At 53.2% G+C, this 17,511-nt stretch carries 15 protein-coding genes; 9 read left to right on the top strand and 6 right to left on the bottom strand.

The window, feature by feature from the left end; genetic code table 11:
- Positions 1–36 precede the first annotated feature (36 nt).
- The gene (locus SAMA_RS00530; RefSeq protein ID WP_011758228.1) at positions 37–1,014 is read left to right on the top strand and encodes a WavE lipopolysaccharide synthesis family protein; all 978 of its coding nucleotides are present in this window, start codon (positions 37–39) and stop codon (positions 1,012–1,014) included.
- Between the two features lie 55 nt (positions 1,015–1,069).
- Here SAMA_RS00530 and SAMA_RS00525 read toward each other — a convergent pair whose 3' ends face one another.
- Genes SAMA_RS00525 through SAMA_RS00515 form a run of 3 tightly spaced genes read right to left on the bottom strand, consistent with a single transcriptional unit; the run spans position 1,070 to position 4,321 of the window.
- The gene (locus SAMA_RS00525; protein WP_011758227.1) at positions 1,070–2,167 is read right to left on the bottom strand and encodes a glycosyltransferase; all 1,098 of its coding nucleotides are present in this window, start codon (positions 2,165–2,167) and stop codon (positions 1,070–1,072) included.
- On the bottom strand, positions 2,164–3,222 hold the full coding sequence (locus tag SAMA_RS00520) for a hypothetical protein (RefSeq protein ID WP_157608286.1): 1,059 nt from the start codon (positions 3,220–3,222) through the stop codon (positions 2,164–2,166). The genes SAMA_RS00525 and SAMA_RS00520 overlap by 4 nt, the downstream gene beginning before the upstream one ends.
- 46 nt (positions 3,223–3,268) lie before the next feature.
- A complete protein-coding gene (locus SAMA_RS00515; RefSeq protein WP_011758225.1) occupies positions 3,269–4,321 on the bottom strand; it encodes a glycosyltransferase family 9 protein in 1,053 nt (350 codons plus the stop codon).
- Positions 4,322–4,402: 81 nt separating this feature from the next.
- On the opposite strand from SAMA_RS00515, the gene SAMA_RS00510 reads away from it, so the two are divergent.
- Positions 4,403–5,116 (top strand): 3-deoxy-D-manno-octulosonic acid kinase, encoded by a 714-nt coding sequence (locus tag SAMA_RS00510; protein ID WP_041409570.1) that lies wholly within the window; start codon positions 4,403–4,405, stop codon positions 5,114–5,116.
- Here SAMA_RS00510 and waaA read toward each other — a convergent pair.
- On the bottom strand, positions 5,101–6,363 hold the full coding sequence (gene waaA, locus SAMA_RS00505; RefSeq protein ID WP_011758223.1) for a lipid IV(A) 3-deoxy-D-manno-octulosonic acid transferase: 1,263 nt from the start codon (positions 6,361–6,363) through the stop codon (positions 5,101–5,103). The genes SAMA_RS00510 and waaA overlap by 16 nt on opposite strands.
- Before the next feature lie 125 nt (positions 6,364–6,488).
- Here waaA and SAMA_RS00500 point away from each other — a divergent pair, with 125 nt between their 5' ends.
- The 5 genes from SAMA_RS00500 to glpG all read left to right on the top strand — a co-directional run bounded on the left by SAMA_RS00500 (position 6,489) and on the right by glpG (position 10,891).
- Positions 6,489–7,124 (top strand): TetR/AcrR family transcriptional regulator, encoded by a 636-nt coding sequence (locus SAMA_RS00500; RefSeq protein ID WP_011758222.1) that lies wholly within the window; start codon positions 6,489–6,491, stop codon positions 7,122–7,124.
- Positions 7,125–7,382: 258 nt separating this feature from the next.
- On the top strand, positions 7,383–8,576 hold the full coding sequence (locus tag SAMA_RS00495) for a glycine C-acetyltransferase (protein WP_011758221.1): 1,194 nt from the start codon (positions 7,383–7,385) through the stop codon (positions 8,574–8,576).
- Positions 8,577–8,597: 21 nt separating this feature from the next.
- Entirely contained in the window at positions 8,598–9,623 is a 1,026-nt protein-coding gene (tdh, locus tag SAMA_RS00490; RefSeq protein WP_011758220.1) for an L-threonine 3-dehydrogenase, read from the top strand.
- A 126-nt stretch (positions 9,624–9,749) separates the two neighbouring features.
- On the top strand, positions 9,750–10,061 hold the full coding sequence (gene glpE, locus SAMA_RS00485; protein WP_011758219.1) for a thiosulfate sulfurtransferase GlpE: 312 nt from the start codon (positions 9,750–9,752) through the stop codon (positions 10,059–10,061).
- The gene (glpG, locus tag SAMA_RS00480) at positions 10,058–10,891 is read left to right on the top strand and encodes a rhomboid family intramembrane serine protease GlpG (protein WP_041409568.1); all 834 of its coding nucleotides are present in this window, start codon (positions 10,058–10,060) and stop codon (positions 10,889–10,891) included. Before glpE ends, glpG begins: the two co-directional genes overlap by 4 nt.
- Positions 10,892–10,924: 33 nt before the next feature.
- On the opposite strand, the gene elbB is transcribed toward glpG, so the two are convergent.
- Entirely contained in the window at positions 10,925–11,578 is a 654-nt protein-coding gene (gene elbB, locus SAMA_RS00475; RefSeq protein WP_011758217.1) for an isoprenoid biosynthesis glyoxalase ElbB, read from the bottom strand.
- 386 nt (positions 11,579–11,964) lie between these two features.
- Between elbB and polA the strand changes: the two genes are divergently transcribed.
- Positions 11,965–14,736 carry a DNA polymerase I gene (gene polA, locus SAMA_RS00470; RefSeq protein ID WP_011758216.1) on the top strand — a complete coding sequence of 924 codons (2,772 nt, stop codon included), beginning with the start codon at positions 11,965–11,967 and terminating at the stop codon, positions 14,734–14,736.
- Between the two features lie 921 nt (positions 14,737–15,657).
- Here polA and yihA read toward each other — a convergent pair.
- Positions 15,658–16,311, bottom strand: a complete 654-nt coding sequence (yihA, locus tag SAMA_RS00465) for a ribosome biogenesis GTP-binding protein YihA/YsxC (protein ID WP_011758215.1) — start codon at positions 16,309–16,311, stop codon at positions 15,658–15,660.
- 169 nt (positions 16,312–16,480) lie between these two features.
- On the opposite strand from yihA, the gene SAMA_RS00460 reads away from it, so the two are divergent.
- Positions 16,481–17,101, top strand: coding sequence for a c-type cytochrome (locus tag SAMA_RS00460; protein WP_011758214.1), 621 nt, complete (start codon positions 16,481–16,483; stop codon positions 17,099–17,101).
- The last annotated feature ends 410 nt before the right edge of the window (positions 17,102–17,511 follow it).

Here is a 17,511-nt window from a genome sequence, read left to right as displayed (position 1 = left end):
GCTACGGCACGGCTCAAGCTCGCTGGTTTTAAGCCTATGACAATCAAATTCAGTGATATTACTGTGGTGGTACAGGGACCGGTTCAGGCCTATCAGGGTCGGGATCAGCAAGCCGGTATCACCCAAGTCTGCCTTGATAGCATCCGCACCCATCTACCGGGTGCGCGTATCATACTCTCTACCTGGGAAGGACAGAACTGCACAGGGCTTGCTCCGGATCTCTTGCTGCAACACCCGGATCCCGGTGCCAATGTGGTTGCCTACAATGCTCAGGGTGAAGCACAAAAACTCAACTTTAACCGTCAGATAGTCTCTACCTGTGAGGGCCTGAAGCGGGTAGAGACGCCCTATGCAGTCAAGTTGAGATCAGATAACTACCTGACTGGTCATGGGTTTGTTACTGCACTGGAGCAGTTTCCCGCTCGCTGTGACCAGGACATTCGCTTCACCGAGCCCGTGGTAGTAAATACCAGTTACTTCCGGCGTTATGCCGAAGGTCAGCGGGTCATCATGCATCCCAGCGATTTTTTCCATTTCGGGCGCACGGAAGATTTGCTGAAAATCTGGGACTTACCTCTGTTTGAGGACCGCCCATTCGACCCGGCTCAGGCCGGCAAAGCCCAGTACCATGGAGCGCCGCTTACCTGCCCCCATGCCGAGCAAATCTATTGCGACCTGTGGCTCAGACGTCTTGACGATGGCTTTTTGCCCTTAGCGCACCGCCATCAGTTTTCGGCAAATCAGGGAGAGCGATGGGACAGGTTTATGGCATCCAACCTGCGGGTGTTGGAGCCGGAGCAATTGGGACTCGGCTTGATTGCTCGGTTTATTCCCAAGGCAAAGCGCCCCAACGAAATGAGCCACCTCGATTGGCTGTTGCTTTACCGCCGCTATTGCGATCCCACTTACCCCGCATCGGCTGTAAAGCTCTTCACCTCTTTGGGCTGGCGACGCTTGCTTAAAATGCCGTTGAGTTACCTCAAATTCCGTCTGACTCAGGGTAAAAAAGCCTGAAAAAAATCCCGGCCATACCGGGATTTTTTATTATATCTGTGTCGAATCAAACGTTTCAGGCTGTCAGCAGTTTCAGGTACTTGCCTGCGACTGCAGCAGCGCCGACCTGAGTCAGAATTTCCGCATCGTCGCAGTCTGGATAGTGGGTCAGGGCTTCATCCATGGCCATCGCCAAAGCCGCAGGGTCACGTCTTGGGACCAAAAATCGTCGCAACGCCCCGGTGAGAATTTCTTTGGGACCATGGCGACAGTCGGTACTGACTACCGGAGTGCCCACTGCCAGCGATTCAATCAACACCGTTGGCAAGCCTTCATAATCTGAACTCAATGCCAGCAGCCTGGCACCCTTTATCCAGGGATAGGGATTGGTTTGGAATCCGGGAATAATCACCCTGTCTTCAACCCCAAACTTGCGGGCCGACTTGATAGCCTTTTTCTTGTTGTTGCAAAGCAGCACGAGCGGCAAGGGATTGCGCATCTGCTTCAACGCCGCAAAGAGCACATCATGGCGTTTTTGGCGTGCAAACCGCCCAACATGGATGATGTAATCCCCCTTGGGCAATGCGTCGGCTGTTTGACTGGCCTGGTGCTGAATTTTTTCCAGTTCGAACGGATTATAAATGGTTTGCACAGAGGCGGGCTGCACCCTGCCCACCTCGGCAATCTCATTGGCAATGCCCTTGGATACAGTGATCAGGTGCTGGCCATTGAGTGATTTTTTCGCCCGCAACATACTCAGATAGGCAAAAGGTCCCAACTTACGCTGGCGTTGCAGCTCTTCTTCAATGGAATTGTGAACCACGCAATAAAGCGGTGCCACGCCGGTGCGGGTCATCAGCAGATTGGTTTTGTCCAGATTGGACAGGAACAGTTCAAACTTGCCGAAACGCTCCTCAAGCCCTGTTATCCACTGTTGTAACTTCTGTACCGAACCTCGGGTGCGCCAAAAGCCGTCGATATTGCGCTCATCACCACCAAAGCAAAAGTGCACCTGGAGGCCGGGGGGAATTTCATGGTGGCAGTCCTGCTGCAACACCAATAGATGTGGCTCATGGCCCAGCTCCACCAGGGTGGACGCCAGGGTCAACATCACCTTTTCTGCGCCGCCACCGGCCAAACTGTCGATGGCAATGGCAATTCTGCGTCCTGTCATGGCTGAACCTCCAGCAAATGCTTAATTTTATTCATGGTCAGTTGCAGGCCGTCCATATCGGCTTCGGCTGCCAGTGCCTGCTGCAGTGGCCCTGTGGTTTCATCGGAAAACAGAGCAGGAATGTTGGCGGCAAGCTGCTCTGGCTCACAGGCCAGCACCAGCCCTCTGTCGGCACAAACAGCGATACGCGGCGGCTGGTCTTTGGAAACCGGAGCCGTCAGTACCAGCTTTTTCAAGGCGATAGCCTGCAGCAAGGTATCACCACCGCTCAGCACCGCCGCTTTGGCAGCCACCAGCAAGTTAATAAAGTCACTATTGGCCAGGGCGCTCAGACAAATCACTCCCGATGCCTCGGGTAATGCCTTGGGATAATTGGGACCAAACACCATGACGGATTTGAGCCCACTGGCGACATAGCTGGCTTGTGCTGCCTCAAAAAAACGGTCTGCTGCGAGGCCTCCGGCCAACTTATGCCCACCTGAGCCGGCGTTAAAGAGCACAAACTCCCCGTCGACCAGACCATATTGGGCGAGCAGTTGCTGCTGTCTTGCCTTATCCGGCGCGCTGAACACAGGCCCAATACACTCAGGCAGCGGCTTACCAATCAATTTCAACTTAAAAGCATCGAAAGCGGAAACGGGACCAATCACAAATTCCGGCTGTACGACCAGATGGGCATCCGTCACCCGGGCACGGCCTATTTTCATACCACGGCTGCGCTTGCGCCTGTGCTGGCTGAAAAACACAACTTTGGCGCCCAGGGCATGGGCCCGTGCCAGCTGAGACTTGCGGCCGGACGCATCAAAGAGCACCACATCGGGGCGAAATGTCTCCATGATGTCATTCACGGCCTTCACTTCTTTGGTGGGTGTGCGGTCCAGCAGTTTGGCTGGATATGGGCAGCTGGCTGCGTAAGGTGCTTCCTTGCTGAGAATGAAACACACCTCGGCAGCTGGCCAGCAGCGCTTCACTTCATCTGCCACTATCAGCGAGCGCATGTACTCCCCCATGCCTTCAGCAGAAGAGACGGGGATAAACAAAAATTTTGGAGCCATAGATTGCGTGACCACGGAGTTTGGGGCCATTGATTGAGTCATAACCTTACACCTCCTGGGTGGCGACGTCCGTGGCCCTGTCGAACATGCGACAAACGTCAGCAACTTCAATTTTTTCCATCAGAGTGTCGCCCTTGGCCCGGGTACCCCAGGGAATTTGCTGATTGGGATACTGCTCGGCAATCACCTGGTCATAGACACTGACTGTCAGCTCGCGGCTGAAATAAGGTCCGGTTCGGCCTGGGTTAGAGTGTGCGTAGAGACCAATCACGGGCGTGCCCTGAGTCACCGCCATGTGGGCAGGACCGGTATCCGGTGCAATCACCAGTGAAACTCGCTTTAATAGCGCCAAAAGCTGAATCAAAGAGGTTTTTCCAACAAGATTGGTTAGCTTAGACGAACAATTGGCCTCAATTGCCGCAGCCAGATCTTTTTCAAGCTGTGCTGGGCCGCCGCAAAGCAGCACCCTGTATCCTTTGGAAACAGCATAATCAGCCACGGCGGCGTAACGCTCGGGCAGCCAGTTGCGCTCAGCCTTACTCGCGGCGGCGCAAATGGCCAGAACCTTTTCGCCATCAGCAACCAACTCTTTCGCGAACACTTCGTCTGCGGCAGGAATATGCATGTCCCATGAGGGAGGCAGCTCGGTCACGCCCAGTTTCCTGGCAAAGCCCATAAAGCCTTCCAACACATGGGGAGTCGCCATGGCCTCGACCCGCTCGTTGGTCACCAGCCACTGCCCTTCTTTGGCGCGGGCACGGTCAAAACCAATACGCACTTTGGCCGGGATCATCAAGGAGGCTATGGTGGCCCTGAGCGCCACCTGCATATGCAGCAGAACATCGAAATGTCGCCCTTTGAGAGCACGACACAGCTGGCCATAGGCCTTGAAACCCTGCGACTTATCGAAAATCACAAACTCGATGCCCGGTAAATGTTTAAGCAGTTGATATTCCACTTTGCCTATCACCCAGGTGACGGCAAGGTCGGGATAACGGCGTTGAATCGCCTGCACCATGGCCACGGCATGGCACACATCGCCGATGGCAGAGAGGCGGAGCAAACACAGGGATTTCATCAGGCTGGGATCAAATGTCATGGTTGGGCTGGCCTTGGTGCAAAGCCCGGATCTTAATGTAGAATGGCCGCAGGTTCCACGCTTTGGACAAGAATTCCCGCGATGCAGCAACAAAACCATCCGCCCTACACCCTGGCCATTGCCCAGGGCGAGTCCATCTCACTGGACCCGTCCCATTTCACCCCTGAACATTGGCAGGCTCTCGCCGCCGTGACTGGCACCTCGAAAGGGCGTTATACCACCTGGTTTGTGCGCCACCCCGAGGCTAATCAAGACTGGGTGCTGCGCCACTACTGGCGCGGAGGGTTGATGGAAAAGTTCAGTAAAGATAGATATCTGTATACAGGTATGGCGAATACCCGCGCCATCGCAGAGCTGGCTTTGCTTGAAAAGCTCCATGCAGAGGGCTTTCCCGTGCCCCGCCCCGTGGGTGCCAGGGTACGTCGATATGCACTCTGGTACAGCGCCGATATTCTGATTGAGCGGATGCCCGGATGTCGCGACCTGCTGGCCTGGCTGGAACAAGGTCCATTGGATGAGGCAGAGTGGAAAGCCCTAGGCGTTTGCATCGCCCGCTTCCATCACCGCGGCGTCTACCACGCCGATCTTAACGCCAAGAACATCCTCAAGGGGCCACAGGGTTTTGCGCTGATTGACTTTGACCGGGGTGAAATCCGCAATCCCGCGAATAGCTGGCAGCAAGCCAACCTGTCCAGACTGAGACGCTCTTTTGATAAAGAAAAAGGCAAGCTTCCTTCGCTTGCCTTCGATGAGTCCTGCTGGCAATGGCTACTGGAGGGTTACGCTGCTGCGTAACCCAATACCGCCAGTTGACGACTCAGCGCCCCACGATTGCTCTCCACGACTCTTAACCCAGCCTCACCGGCGGTCAGGCGGCCAACCGAATCCTGTGCAGTCGCCAACAACCAGTCGTTAAAGGCGTCCGGGGTAGCACACAGGGTGAGATTACCCGCCTGCTGCAGAAGTTCGGTAATTTCTTTAAAATCCCAATGGTTGGGTCCCATGGCAACCGGTAACCCCATGGCCGCAGGCTCCAGCGGATTGTGGCCGCCATTGACCACCAGTGTACCGCCCACAAAGGCCAGATCGGCAGCGCCGTACCAGGTCAAGAGCTCGCCCATGGTGTCGCCAAGGAGCACCTGCGTGCCCACTGTCGGCGCCTCTCCCATACTGCGAACGGCCAGCTGTAAGCCTCTCTCACGTATGGCCCGTGCAGCGTTGGCAAACTGCTCAGGATGCCTTGGCACCATAATCAGCAGCGCGTCTGGAAACTGCTCAAGTAGTTGGTGATGGGCGCTGAGCATGGTATCGAATTCACCGGGATGTACGCTGCCCGCCACCCATATCAAGTGGTCGTCCCGTCCCCAACTCTGCCGCAACTGCCGCGCCGATTCACGGCGGGATGGGGGGATCTGGATATCAAACTTCAAACTACCACACACATGTACCCGCGAGGCATCCACGCCAAGTGCGACAAAACGTTCTGCTTCTTTGGTCGTTTGCACCGCAATCTGGTCCAGCGACCTGAGCATGGGCACAGTGAGGGATGCGAACTTTTGATAACTGGCGGCGGATTTTTCTGACAAACGGGCATTGAGCAAAGATACCTTGATGCCCCGAGCCCTGGCCCCGGCAATGAGGTTTGGCCACAGCTCGGTTTCCATGATGATAAGCTCGGCGCAGCCCAATTGGCTCAAAAAGCGGTTAACGGCAAACCCCAGGTCAAAGGGTAAATAACAATGTTGTACCCGGTCGCCAAAGGCCTTGATAACTTCTGCCGAGCCCGTGGGGCTTGACGTGGTAACCGTGATCCGCAGATTTGGCCTGGCCGCCATGATAGCGCGAATGAGTGGTATGGCTGCGAGCGTCTCGCCCATGGAGACAGAATGGATCAGTATGTCGGTAGGCATCAGCGCCTTAAGGCCAAACCGCTCGCCCCAGCGACCACGATAATCCGGGCTCTTTATGGCACGCTGGGCCAGATAAAGTACCAAGAGTGGCGACAGCAGGTATAAGAGAACTGAATAGAGCAATCGAGCCATAAGTACCAAGAGATGTATGAGTTTTGCCTGATGAATTACGGCAATGTTAACATAAGCCGGGAAGCAGGAATAAGCACAGAGCGATTAGCCAGGAAGCGGCGCGCCATAATAAAGACAGGATACCAATGAAAACCCGCGACAAAATCATTCAGGCCAGCCTGGAGCTCTTTAACGAGCATGGCGAGCGCACCATTACGACCAATCATATCGCTGCCCATCTGGATATCAGCCCCGGCAACCTCTATTACCACTTCCGAAACAAGGAAGACATTATCCGTTGCATCTTCGACCAGTACGAACAGCACCTGTTGCTGGGCTTTAAGCCCTATGCGGATCAAAAGGTCGACCTTGAACTGCTGATGAGCTATTTCGATGCCATGTTCTACACCATGTGGCAGTTCCGTTTTATGTACGCCAACCTGGCAGACATTCTCGCCCGCGATGACACTCTCAAGGCACGTTATCTCAAGGTACAACAAGCCGTGCTGGAACAGTCGATTGCCGTTCTCAATCAATTGAAAAAGGATGGTATTTTACAAATCGAAGACGAGCGCATTGCCGATTTGGCCGACACCATCAAGATGATTATCGGCTTTTGGATCAGCTACAAGCTGACCCAATCCAGCATTGCCACCATCAGCAAGGCATCGCTTTACGAAGGTCTGTTACGGGTACTGATGATTTTCAAGGCCTACTCCACCCCGGATTCACTGGCCAACTTCGACCGTCTCGAGCAGCATTTTCGCTCTCAATCCAACTGATACAGGCCACCCCCCTTCTCCTCTGACCCACTCGATGTTCCGGTGACATTTTCAGTGTCACCGGACTACAATCAAACAATATCCGCGCGGCACTCCCCAAGGTTACAAATTAGTTTTTTTTATGTGAAAACCCTACCAGCCCTAGTGCAATTTATGCGGCGATTGGTGCATCAAAAATAAGCTGCGGGCCGATTAGGTTTAGGGGTAGAATGCCGTCACTCCAGCAAAAGCAGAATAAAGTTAACTAAGGAGAGACCAGTGGCATCAACCTCATTCTACGAGCAGATCAAACAACAACTCGCCGACGTTAAGGCCGAAGGCCTCTACAAAAGCGAACGCGTGATCGTCTCACCGCAACAGGCTGCAATTAAGGTGGGCGGCGATGAAGTCATTAACTTCTGCGCCAACAACTATTTGGGCCTGGCCAACCATCCTGAGCTGGTCAAAGCCGCTCAAGCAGGTTTGGCCGACCACGGCTTTGGTATGGCCTCAGTGCGCTTTATCTGCGGCACCCAGGACATCCACAAACAGCTGGAAGCGAAACTGTCTGAATTCCTCGGCACCGAAGATACCATCCTGTATTCCTCTTGCTTCGATGCCAATGCCGGCCTGTTCGAAACCCTGCTCGGCCCCGAAGATGCCATCGTCTCCGATGCACTGAACCACGCTTCTATCATCGACGGTGTGCGCCTGTGTAAAGCCATGCGATTCCGTTATGCCAACAATGATATGGCCGATCTGGAAACCCAGCTTAAAGCAGCCCGCGAGGCCGGTGCCCGTCATATCCTGATTGCCACCGATGGTGTGTTCTCCATGGATGGCGTAATTGCCAACCTAAAAGGTGTGTGTGACCTTGCCGACCAATACGGCGCCCTGGTGATGGTAGACGACTCCCACGCGGTGGGCTTTATCGGCCAAAATGGTCGTGGTACTCACGAGTACTGTGACGTGATGGACCGGGTAGACATCATCACAGGTACACTGGGCAAGGCTCTGGGCGGCGCCTCGGGTGGTTACACCTCGGGTAAAAAAGAAGTGATCGACTGGCTGCGTCAACGCTCACGCCCTTATCTGTTCTCCAACTCACTGGCCCCGTCCATTGTGGCCGCCTCTATCCGCGTGCTCGACATGCTCAAAGATGGCCAGGCACTGCGTGAAGCCGTATGGGAAAACAGCCGTTATTTCCGTGAAAAAATGTCTGCTGCCGGTTTCACCCTGGCCGGTGCCGACCATGCCATCGTTCCGGTTATGCTGGGCGATGCCAAGCTGGCTGCCGATTTCTCGGCCCGCCTGCTGAAAGAAGATATTTACGTGATTGGTTTCTCCTTCCCTGTGGTGCCAAAGGGCCAGGCCCGTATCCGCACCCAGATGTCTGCCGCCCACACCCGTGCGCAGCTGGACAAGGCCATTGAAGCCTTCACCCGTATTGGTAAGGAAATGGGCATCATCTGATGTCCATTTTGGAGTAAGCACATGAAAGCACTTGCTAAACTCAAGCCTGAAGAAGGCATTTGGATGGTTGATGCCCCCAAGCCGGAAATGGGCCATAACGATCTGCTGATTAAGATCCGTAAAACCGCCATTTGTGGCACCGACGTGCATATCTACAACTGGGACGAGTGGTCGCAAAAAACCATTCCCGTGCCTATGGTAGTAGGTCACGAATATGTCGGCGAAGTGGTGGGAATTGGCCAGGAAGTCCGCGGCTTCAAGATTGGCGACCGCGTATCCGGTGAAGGCCATATCACCTGTGGCCATTGCCGTAACTGCCGCGCCGGCCGCACTCATCTGTGCCGCAATACCACGGGCGTGGGTGTAAACCGTGAAGGCTCATTCGCCGAGTATCTGGTGATCCCAGCCTTTAACGCGTTCAAAATCCCCGATGATATCAGTGACGATCTGGCTGCCATTTTTGACCCATTCGGTAATGCCGTTCACACGGCGCTGTCATTCGACCTGGTAGGGGAAGACGTGCTTATCACAGGCGCCGGCCCCATCGGTATCATGGCTGCTGCCGTGTGCCGTCACGTGGGCGCCCGCCATGTGGTGATCACCGACGTGAACGAATATCGTCTGGAACTGGCTCGAAAGATGGGTGCTACCCGTGCGGTGAACGTGGCCAAGGAAAACCTCAAAGACGTGATGAAAGACCTCGGCATGACCGAAGGCTTCGACGTTGGCCTGGAAATGTCCGGCGTACCTGCCGCCTTCCATGCCATGCTGGATACCATGAACCACGGCGGCAAAATCGCCATGCTGGGTATTCCCGGCGGCGAAATGGCCATCGACTGGAGCAAGGTGATCTTCAAGGGACTCATCATCAAGGGCATCTACGGCCGTGAAATGTTTGAGACCTGGTACAAGATGGCCAGCCTGCTGCAATCGGGCCTGGACTTGTCCCCCATTGTTACCCACCACTTCAAGGTGGACGACTTCCAGCAAGGCTTCGACGCCATGCGTTCCGGTCAGTCCGGTAAAGTCATCCTCAGCTGGGATTAATCTCCCGGTGAGCACGTGCAAGCCACCACAGGTTTGCACGGCTTGGCTATACCAACAGGGCGCTGTACAGACTACAGTGCCCTGTTGCACACTATCCCTGTCTCTTTTCCATTTACCGAGGATCTCATGTCTGCTTTTAAGCACCTGAGCGTCAACGAGCTCATTCATATGCGCACCGAGCAAGGTACTGATGTACAAATTGCCGATATCCGCGATCCCCAAAGCTTTGCCAACGGCCATATTGATGGCGCTGTAAACCTGAGCAACGATAACCTGGCCCGTTTTATCGCCGAATCCGATATGGATAAGCCACTTGTCGTCGTGTGCTACCACGGTATCAGCAGCCAGAATGCCGCTGCCTATCTGGTGGAGCAGGGTTTCGATCAGGTGTTCAGCCTCGATGGCGGTTATAGCGCCTGGCATATGGCCAATCTCTGATGGAGTTCGGCCGACTGCCCAACGCCAGAGCAGCTCAGGCCCTGGCGGATTATCTCAAAAGCCGGGGGATAGAATGCCTAATCAGCCCGGTAGCAGAGGGCGTGAGCCTGTCGGTGGTCAAGCCACAGGATCTGGCTGCTGCCAAGGCCGAATTCGATTACTTTCTGCGTCATCCGGGTGATGATAAATACCTGGCGGCATCATGGGAAACCGGCAATACAGAAACTCAATTTAACTATGGTTCACCGGGACTTGCGCTGCTGAGCCGCTTTGTGACTGCCGCCGGACCCATTACGCTCACTGTATTCGCATTCTGTATTCTGGTGTATACGGCTTTTAATCTGGGCTTTGCCGAACAGACATATTCACTGCTGAGTTTTTTTGGCGCCCACGGCACCGACCAAAGCTCCGAAGTGTGGCGAATCTTCACCCCGACGCTGATGCATTTTTCGCTGATGCATATCAGCTTTAATCTCTTGTGGTGGTGGTATCTGGGCGGAAAGATTGAAACCCGTATCGGCTCCTGGCCGCTGATGACATTGCTGCTTGTGGCAGGCACCCTGCCCAACCTCATTCAGTATTATGTTTCGGGCCCTAACTTTGGCGGTTTGTCCGGTGTTGTGTATGCCGTCGCAGGCTACACCTTTGTGATGGGTATCAGAAAGCCCTCTGCCGGTATCTATCTGCCACCAAGCTATATGGGCTTTATGCTGGTTTGGCTGATATTGGGCTTCTTTGATGTTCTCGGACTTTCCATGGCCAATGGCGCCCACCTGGGTGGACTCGCAGTGGGTCTGCTGCAGGGGTTATGGGACAGTCGCCGCCGCTAAGGTTCCAGCTCGACGGCGACAACTGCAGACCCGTCAGGCCATCGCCAGTACTTTGTTGACCAGCTTTTCGATGCCGGAATGCGCCTCGGCGATGTTGCCTGCCAACATATATGCCGGAGTGCTCACTATCTTGTTAGCCTCGTCCACCACAATCTCGTGTACTGACGCATCCCGATGATCACCGCCCATGATACAAAAAGCTTCACTGGTCCCCTTGTCGTGACCAATAGTACCGATGGCGCCCTTACCGTAGAGCTTGGGGATCATCACAGGTGCAATACAGATAAAGCCTACCGGCTTTTTCGACAGGGCGAACTCAGCAATAAAGTCACGCACCTCGGGTGCCACGTCGCAATCCGCGCCTACCAGAGCGAAATTGCACAGGTTTTTTGCCGCACCAAAACCACCGGGGATAATCAACGCATCGAAGTCGGCCACATTTAACTCTGTGGTGGCCTTAATGTCGCCCCGGGCAATGCGCGCAGCCTCAACCAACACGTTGCGATGTTCGTCTTTTGCCACCTCACCGGACAGATGATTGACCACATGCAGCTGGGGAATATCCGGTGCAAAACACTGAAAACGGGCACCGGCCTTGGTCAGGGACAACAAGGTCAGTACCGATTCATGAATTTCGCTGCCGTCAAAGACACCACAGCCCGCCAAGAGTACTGCGATATTTTTCATAAAAAATTCCCTCTTATGTAATTTGGTTTTAACAATGCGATCACATATTGGTTGATCTGATTAAAAATCGTGCTAAGTTATTTCATCAGCTTTGGCATGGCACAGGATGTAGCATCGCTCGCCGGGGTGATAAAAACAACCAACAAAGAAATCCACAGATCAGGATGATTTAACGGAATTGCCAGACACTTCACAGAAATAGAATTAACTAATAATAATCAACAACATAAAAACATGTTCTTCAGCCTTATCGAAAAACACTCCAACTTGTTGTTCTTTTAGCTCACAGACTTATCCACAAGCCGTGAGCCGCTTGCTGTGGCCGAATTCCTGTATCTGTGGCATGCTAACCCCCCAAGAATCCATGGACTGTTGAAGCCGAATCTATGCCTGATATTGCCAGCAACCCGCTCATCCTTGTGGATGGTTCTTCCTATCTTTATCGCGCCTATTATGCACCCCCACATCTAACCAATTCCAAGGGCGAAGCCACTGGTGCCGTTTATGGTGTGGTTAACATGCTGCGCAGTCTGCTGTCCCGCTACCGCCCAACGCAAATGGCGGTGGTATTTGATGCCAAGGGCCCCACATTCCGCAATGAAATGTATCAGGAATACAAAGCCCATCGCCCTCCCATGCCGGACGACCTGCGCAGCCAGATTGCGCCGCTGCACCGTATTATCAAGGCTCTGGGCATTCCCCTTATCAGCATTCCCGGCGTAGAAGCCGACGACGTGATTGGTACTATTGCCATTCAGGCCGGGAACGAAGGCCGCAGCGTGCTCATCAGCACCGGCGACAAAGACATGGCGCAGCTGGTTAATGAACACATCACGCTTATTAACACCATGACCGACACCATACTTGGCCCAGAAGAAGTGGCCACTAAGTTTGGTGTGGGGCCAGAGTTGATTATCGATCTGCTGGCGATGATGGGCGATAAAGCAGATAACATTCCAGGCCTGCCAGGAGTGGGAGAGAAAACCGCACTCGCCATGCTGACCGGTGCCGGTGGCGTAGCTAAACTGCTCGCCGAGCCGGACTGCGTTACAGACCTGGGCTTTCGCGGCGCCAAAACCATGGCAGCCAAAATCCGTGACAATGCCGAAATGCTGGAGCTGTCTTACAAGCTCGCCACCATTAAAACGGATGTGACACTTGAGCAGGATTGGCATCAGTTGTCTCTCAGCGAGCCGAACCGCGACGAGCTCATCGCCTGCTACGGTGAGATGGAGTTCAAGCGCTGGCTGGCGGAAGTGCTGGACAACAAGTCGCCTTTGGGCACCAAAGCAGCTGCGCCGCAGGCAAATCAGGAGACTACCGAATCACCAGCCGCTGCCGTCATCGAAACCCAATACCACACCCTGCTGACCGAATCTGAACTGGATGCCTGGCTCGATAAGCTGAGTAAAGCCGAGTTGATTGCTGTGGATACCGAAACTACCAGTCTTGACTATATGCAAGCCGAGTTGGTGGGGCTGTCGTTTGCCATCGAAGCCGGTAAGGCCGCTTACTTGCCATTGGGGCACGACTATCCCGGCGCACCGTCCCAATTGCCGCGCGAAGCGACTCTCGCCAAGCTCAAGCCGCTGCTTGAAAATCCGGACATTAAAAAAGTTGGTCAAAACCTTAAGTACGATATGAGCGTGCTGGCCAATGCTGGTATCCAGCTGAAAGGCGTCGCCTTCGATACCATGCTTGAATCTTACGTATTCAACTCAGTGGCCAGCCGCCACGACATGGACGGACTGGCACTCAAGTATCTGGGGCATAAAAATATCAGCTTTGAAGAGATCGCCGGCAAAGGTGCCAAACAACTCACCTTCAACCAAATCGCACTTGAACAAGCTGCCCCCTATGCGGCGGAAGACGCCGATATCACCTTAAGACTGCATCAACATCTATGGCCGCGCCTCAGCAAAGAAGAGGGTCTCGAGTCCGTGTTTACCGAACTCGAGCTGCCGCTGATTGAGGTACTGTCAGATATTGAACGTCGCGGCGTACTCATTGACAGTATGCTGCTTGGGCAGCAGAGTGAAGAACTGGCGCGCAAGATTGACGAGCTTGAACAACACGCACACGAAATTGCCGGTGAACCCTTTAACCTGTCGTCCACCAAGCAGTTGCAGGAGCTGTTTTTCACCAAGCTGGGTTATCCGGTCATTAAAAAAACTCCCAAGGGTGCCCCTTCCACCGCCGAAGAAGTGCTGGTTGAATTGGCGCTTGACTACCCACTGCCCAAAATCATCCTTGAGCACCGCAGTCTCACCAAGCTCAAGAGCACTTATACCGACAAATTGCCGCTGATGATCAATGGCCGTACCGGTCGTGTGCACACCAGCTACCATCAGGCCAATGCCGCTACAGGTCGCCTGTCGTCCAGCGACCCGAACCTGCAGAATATTCCGATTCGCACCGAAGAAGGCCGTCGTATCCGTCAAGCCTTTGTGGCGCCCGAAGGCAAACGCATTCTGGCGGCGGACTATTCCCAGATTGAACTCAGGATCATGGCGCATCTGTCTCAGGATGAGGGCTTGCTGCGCGCTTTTGCCGAAGGCAAAGACATTCACCGCGCCACTGCCGCCGAAGTATTTGATGTGGCATTTGAAACAGTGACATCAGAGCAACGCCGCCGCGCCAAAGCGGTGAACTTCGGCCTTATATACGGCATGTCGGCCTTCGGCCTGGCCCGTCAGCTGGATATTCCCCGCAACGAGGCCCAAAGCTATATCGATACCTACTTCAAGCGCTACCCTGGCGTACTCAAATACATGGAGGAGACACGCGCCATGGCTTCTGAGCAGGGTTATGTCAGTACCCTGTTTGGCCGTCGCCTCTATTTGCCGGAAATCCGTGACCGTAATGCCATGCGCAGGCAGGCTGCAGAACGTGCCGCCATTAACGCGCCCATGCAGGGTACGGCTGCAGACATCATCAAGAAGGCGATGATTGCGATCCAGCATTGGATTAAGACCGAGACTCAGGGCGAAATCCAGATGATTATGCAGGTGCACGATGAACTGGTATTCGAGGTGGATGCCGATAAGGCCGATGCCCTGAAAGAGAAGGTATGCGAGTTGATGGCTGCGGCGGCAAGCCTCGATGTGCCATTGCTGGCCGAAGCCGGTCTGGGTGATAACTGGGATCAGGCCCACTGATAGCATAGCTTTATCCGCTGGCTGCAAACGGTTGCAGTCAGCGGCCTCTTCGAGTTATGCCACTTCTCCGCTCGACACACCAGCCATACCGCATCTATATCAAACCTGGCGCAGCAAGATAACGAAAGCTATCCGCTGACGATAAGCACCTGATATCTTGATTTAAAAGCACTAAAGAGAGTCGATACTGCGCCCATGCCACCTTGCTTACCCGGATTCTGCGTGTTCGAGTATGAGATAGTGGGCGTTCCCTCTATGAGCATTACCCTGCCTCTCCATCGGTTTTAGCCGTCTGAAGCGTCCCAAGTATCGAACAATCCGCACCACATTCGGCAAAATAACCAACATTTGAGCAAATACTCTTAATGTAGCAATTTGATCAGGAATTTTTTAAAAACACCCTATTCTGACCTAAGACACTGTTTTTAGGCTCTATCTTGTAATTATTAGATCAAATAAAGCTGCTTTAATGAGCATTGCCGTGAGATCGACCTCACATTATTGTCGCTTTTTCAAAAAAACTGTTTTCATATTTCCGCCAATTACAGTATTATTCTCGGCGTAGGGTACAGAGGTTAAGATGTTCTATCTTTCAGACCTTTATTTCACTTGATAGTGATGCCAAATAATGGCGCCCCAGCATCTCGTATGCTGGGGCTTTTTTTATGCCCTGAAAAAATATTAGAGCTTTTACTTTAACTTTGTAGAGAGAGCGGATAAGATGTGTTCATTGAGAGCCATCGAAGCAGTTTGGTGGTACTTGAGTCTTGTTGAATTTTTTAGCTTCTCCCCAAAAGAGCTAAGACTTTGCGCCGATGGCTGGTCCGTCGGCGTTTTTTTATGCCCAGAAAAGTCGCCTTCAGATAACAGGCAATAAAAAACGCCGCGATTGCGACGTTTTTCCAAAGAAGATGGCATCAATCAATCTTCGGCTTGCTCCAATTCTTCCACCAACCAATCCGGATGACACCAGGCGTCCAAAATCGCCAGTACCTTGGGCTTACCTGTACCCTTCAAAGCAGAGAAAGGCTCTACAGACACCCAATCGCCAAACTCAGCCAGCTCTTTGCGCACAGCATTGACGGTTTTCATCTTCTCACTCTGGCCCAGCTTGTCGGCCTTGGTGAGCAGTGCCAGTACCGGAATTTCGCTGGCAACAGACCACTCAATCATTTGCCGGTCGAGATCTTTCAGTGGGTGACGAATGTCCATCAACACCACAACCCCACTCAGGCAGGCCCTTTTTTGCAGGTACTCACCCAAGGCATTTTGCCACTTATGCTTCATCTCAAGGGGTACCTTGGCAAAACCATAACCGGGTAAGTCCACCAGGCGACGCTGCGCATCAAGCTCAAATACGTTAATAAGCTGGGTACGACCTGGGGTTTTACTGGTGCGGGCCAGACTTTTTTGTTCTGTCAGAGCATTGAGCGCACTGGACTTTCCGGCGTTGGAACGGCCAGCAAAGGCGATTTCTACGCCAACATCACCCGGCAGATGCTTGTCCAGATGGGCAATATCCGGTGCACTGATCAAAAATTTGGCTTGGCGAAAATCGATACGGGTTTGATTCACTGTGGACTCCGGATAATTGTCAGGCTGGGGCAGAATTTGTCGAAGAATTGCTTACTTTTGCACGTTTTCGTGTAAAATATTGCCCCGATCACATATACGCTATATTACCACGCTTGCGGGCCAGGCCGGTAAGCTCGGGACAATAATCTTAACAAGAAGTTGGAACGCTATGAAAAAGTTAGCTCTTGCGCTGTCTGTTTTCGCTGCTATGTCTACCAATGCTATGGCTGAAGGTGATGCGGCGGCGGGTCAATCCAAAGCGGCTCTGTGCGTTGCCTGTCACGGCGCCGATGGCAACAGCATGATCGATATGTACCCCAAGCTGGCCGGTCAACACGCTAAGTACCTGGAAAAGCAACTGCACGAATTCCAAAGTGCCATGAAGACCGGCGGCAAAGAAGGCCGTATGGATCCTATCATGGGCGGGATGGTAATGACCCTGAACGAACAGGATATGGCTGATTTGGCTGCCTTCTTTGCCAGTCAGACCCAAACCCACTCACCTGTTGCCGATGTACCCGCTCTGGGTGAGCAGCTGTACAAGGGTGGCGACATGTCCCGTGGCATCACCGCCTGTATCGCCTGTCACGGTCCAGAAGGTAAAGGTACCGAGCAAGCCGGTTTCCCAATGGTTTCTGGCCAGCACGCCAACTACATCAAGATCCAGCTCACCAAGTTCCGCGACAAGGCTCGTACCAACGACCTGAACGGCATGATGCAGGATGTAGCGAAAAAGCTGAGCGATGCCGATATCGACGCACTGTCCAAGTACCTTGCTAACCTGAAGTAAGTCTTGGTTCAGATAAAGGGCGACTGAGTTCGCCCTTTTCTTTAGCCCTCAGGTTTACGTTGACGTAAACTGATTACATTTTCACTTGACACTGATCACGGTTTTCGCTTTAATGTCCGTCGTACCAAAGCGAACCCAGCTGTATGCGCAAAAATCATACTAACATCATACAGGTTTCGGTACTGTTTACATTCAAGATACAAGAATAAAGTCTAGCAATAACAATAATATTACTGAGCCCACTCGCAAATAATAATAATGAGTAGTGATTTCGTGATGAAATCCGGGTGATATCAAATAAGGGAACGCCGCGTTTGGCATCTTGCTGTTTAGCACTCCCCTTAAAAGTTCAGGGATACTCAACCAAATGGAACTCTGTGCTCTGCATAGAGACGCAATGGAAGCAAAAT

The sequence above is a fragment of the Shewanella amazonensis SB2B genome, assembly GCF_000015245.1.
Lineage (GTDB): Bacteria > Pseudomonadota > Gammaproteobacteria > Enterobacterales > Shewanellaceae > Shewanella > Shewanella amazonensis.
Note: the sequence above shows the minus strand (reverse complement) of the source record. Positions and strands in the feature narration are given on the sequence as shown.

What these genes read in the sequence shown, in the direction of transcription:
- SAMA_RS00515 (WP_011758225.1), bottom strand. Translation starts at nt 4,321, where the DNA reads ATGACATTTGATCCCAGCCTGATGAAATCCCTGTGTTTGCTCCGCCTC.
- polA (WP_011758216.1), top strand. Translation starts at nt 11,965, where the DNA reads ATGCCTGATATTGCCAGCAACCCGCTCATCCTTGTGGATGGTTCTTCC.
- SAMA_RS00510 (WP_041409570.1), top strand. Translation starts at nt 4,403, where the DNA reads ATGCAGCAACAAAACCATCCGCCCTACACCCTGGCCATTGCCCAGGGC.
- SAMA_RS00520 (WP_157608286.1), bottom strand. Translation starts at nt 3,222, where the DNA reads ATGGCTCCAAAATTTTTGTTTATCCCCGTCTCTTCTGCTGAAGGCATG.
- SAMA_RS00460 (WP_011758214.1), top strand. Translation starts at nt 16,481, where the DNA reads ATGAAAAAGTTAGCTCTTGCGCTGTCTGTTTTCGCTGCTATGTCTACC.
- SAMA_RS00525 (WP_011758227.1), bottom strand. Translation starts at nt 2,167, where the DNA reads ATGACAGGACGCAGAATTGCCATTGCCATCGACAGTTTGGCCGGTGGC.
- tdh (WP_011758220.1), top strand. Translation starts at nt 8,598, where the DNA reads ATGAAAGCACTTGCTAAACTCAAGCCTGAAGAAGGCATTTGGATGGTT.
- SAMA_RS00530 (WP_011758228.1), top strand. Translation starts at nt 37, where the DNA reads ATGACAATCAAATTCAGTGATATTACTGTGGTGGTACAGGGACCGGTT.
- elbB (WP_011758217.1), bottom strand. Translation starts at nt 11,578, where the DNA reads ATGAAAAATATCGCAGTACTCTTGGCGGGCTGTGGTGTCTTTGACGGC.
- waaA (WP_011758223.1), bottom strand. Translation starts at nt 6,363, where the DNA reads ATGGCTCGATTGCTCTATTCAGTTCTCTTATACCTGCTGTCGCCACTC.
- glpE (WP_011758219.1), top strand. Translation starts at nt 9,750, where the DNA reads ATGTCTGCTTTTAAGCACCTGAGCGTCAACGAGCTCATTCATATGCGC.
- SAMA_RS00500 (WP_011758222.1), top strand. Translation starts at nt 6,489, where the DNA reads ATGAAAACCCGCGACAAAATCATTCAGGCCAGCCTGGAGCTCTTTAAC.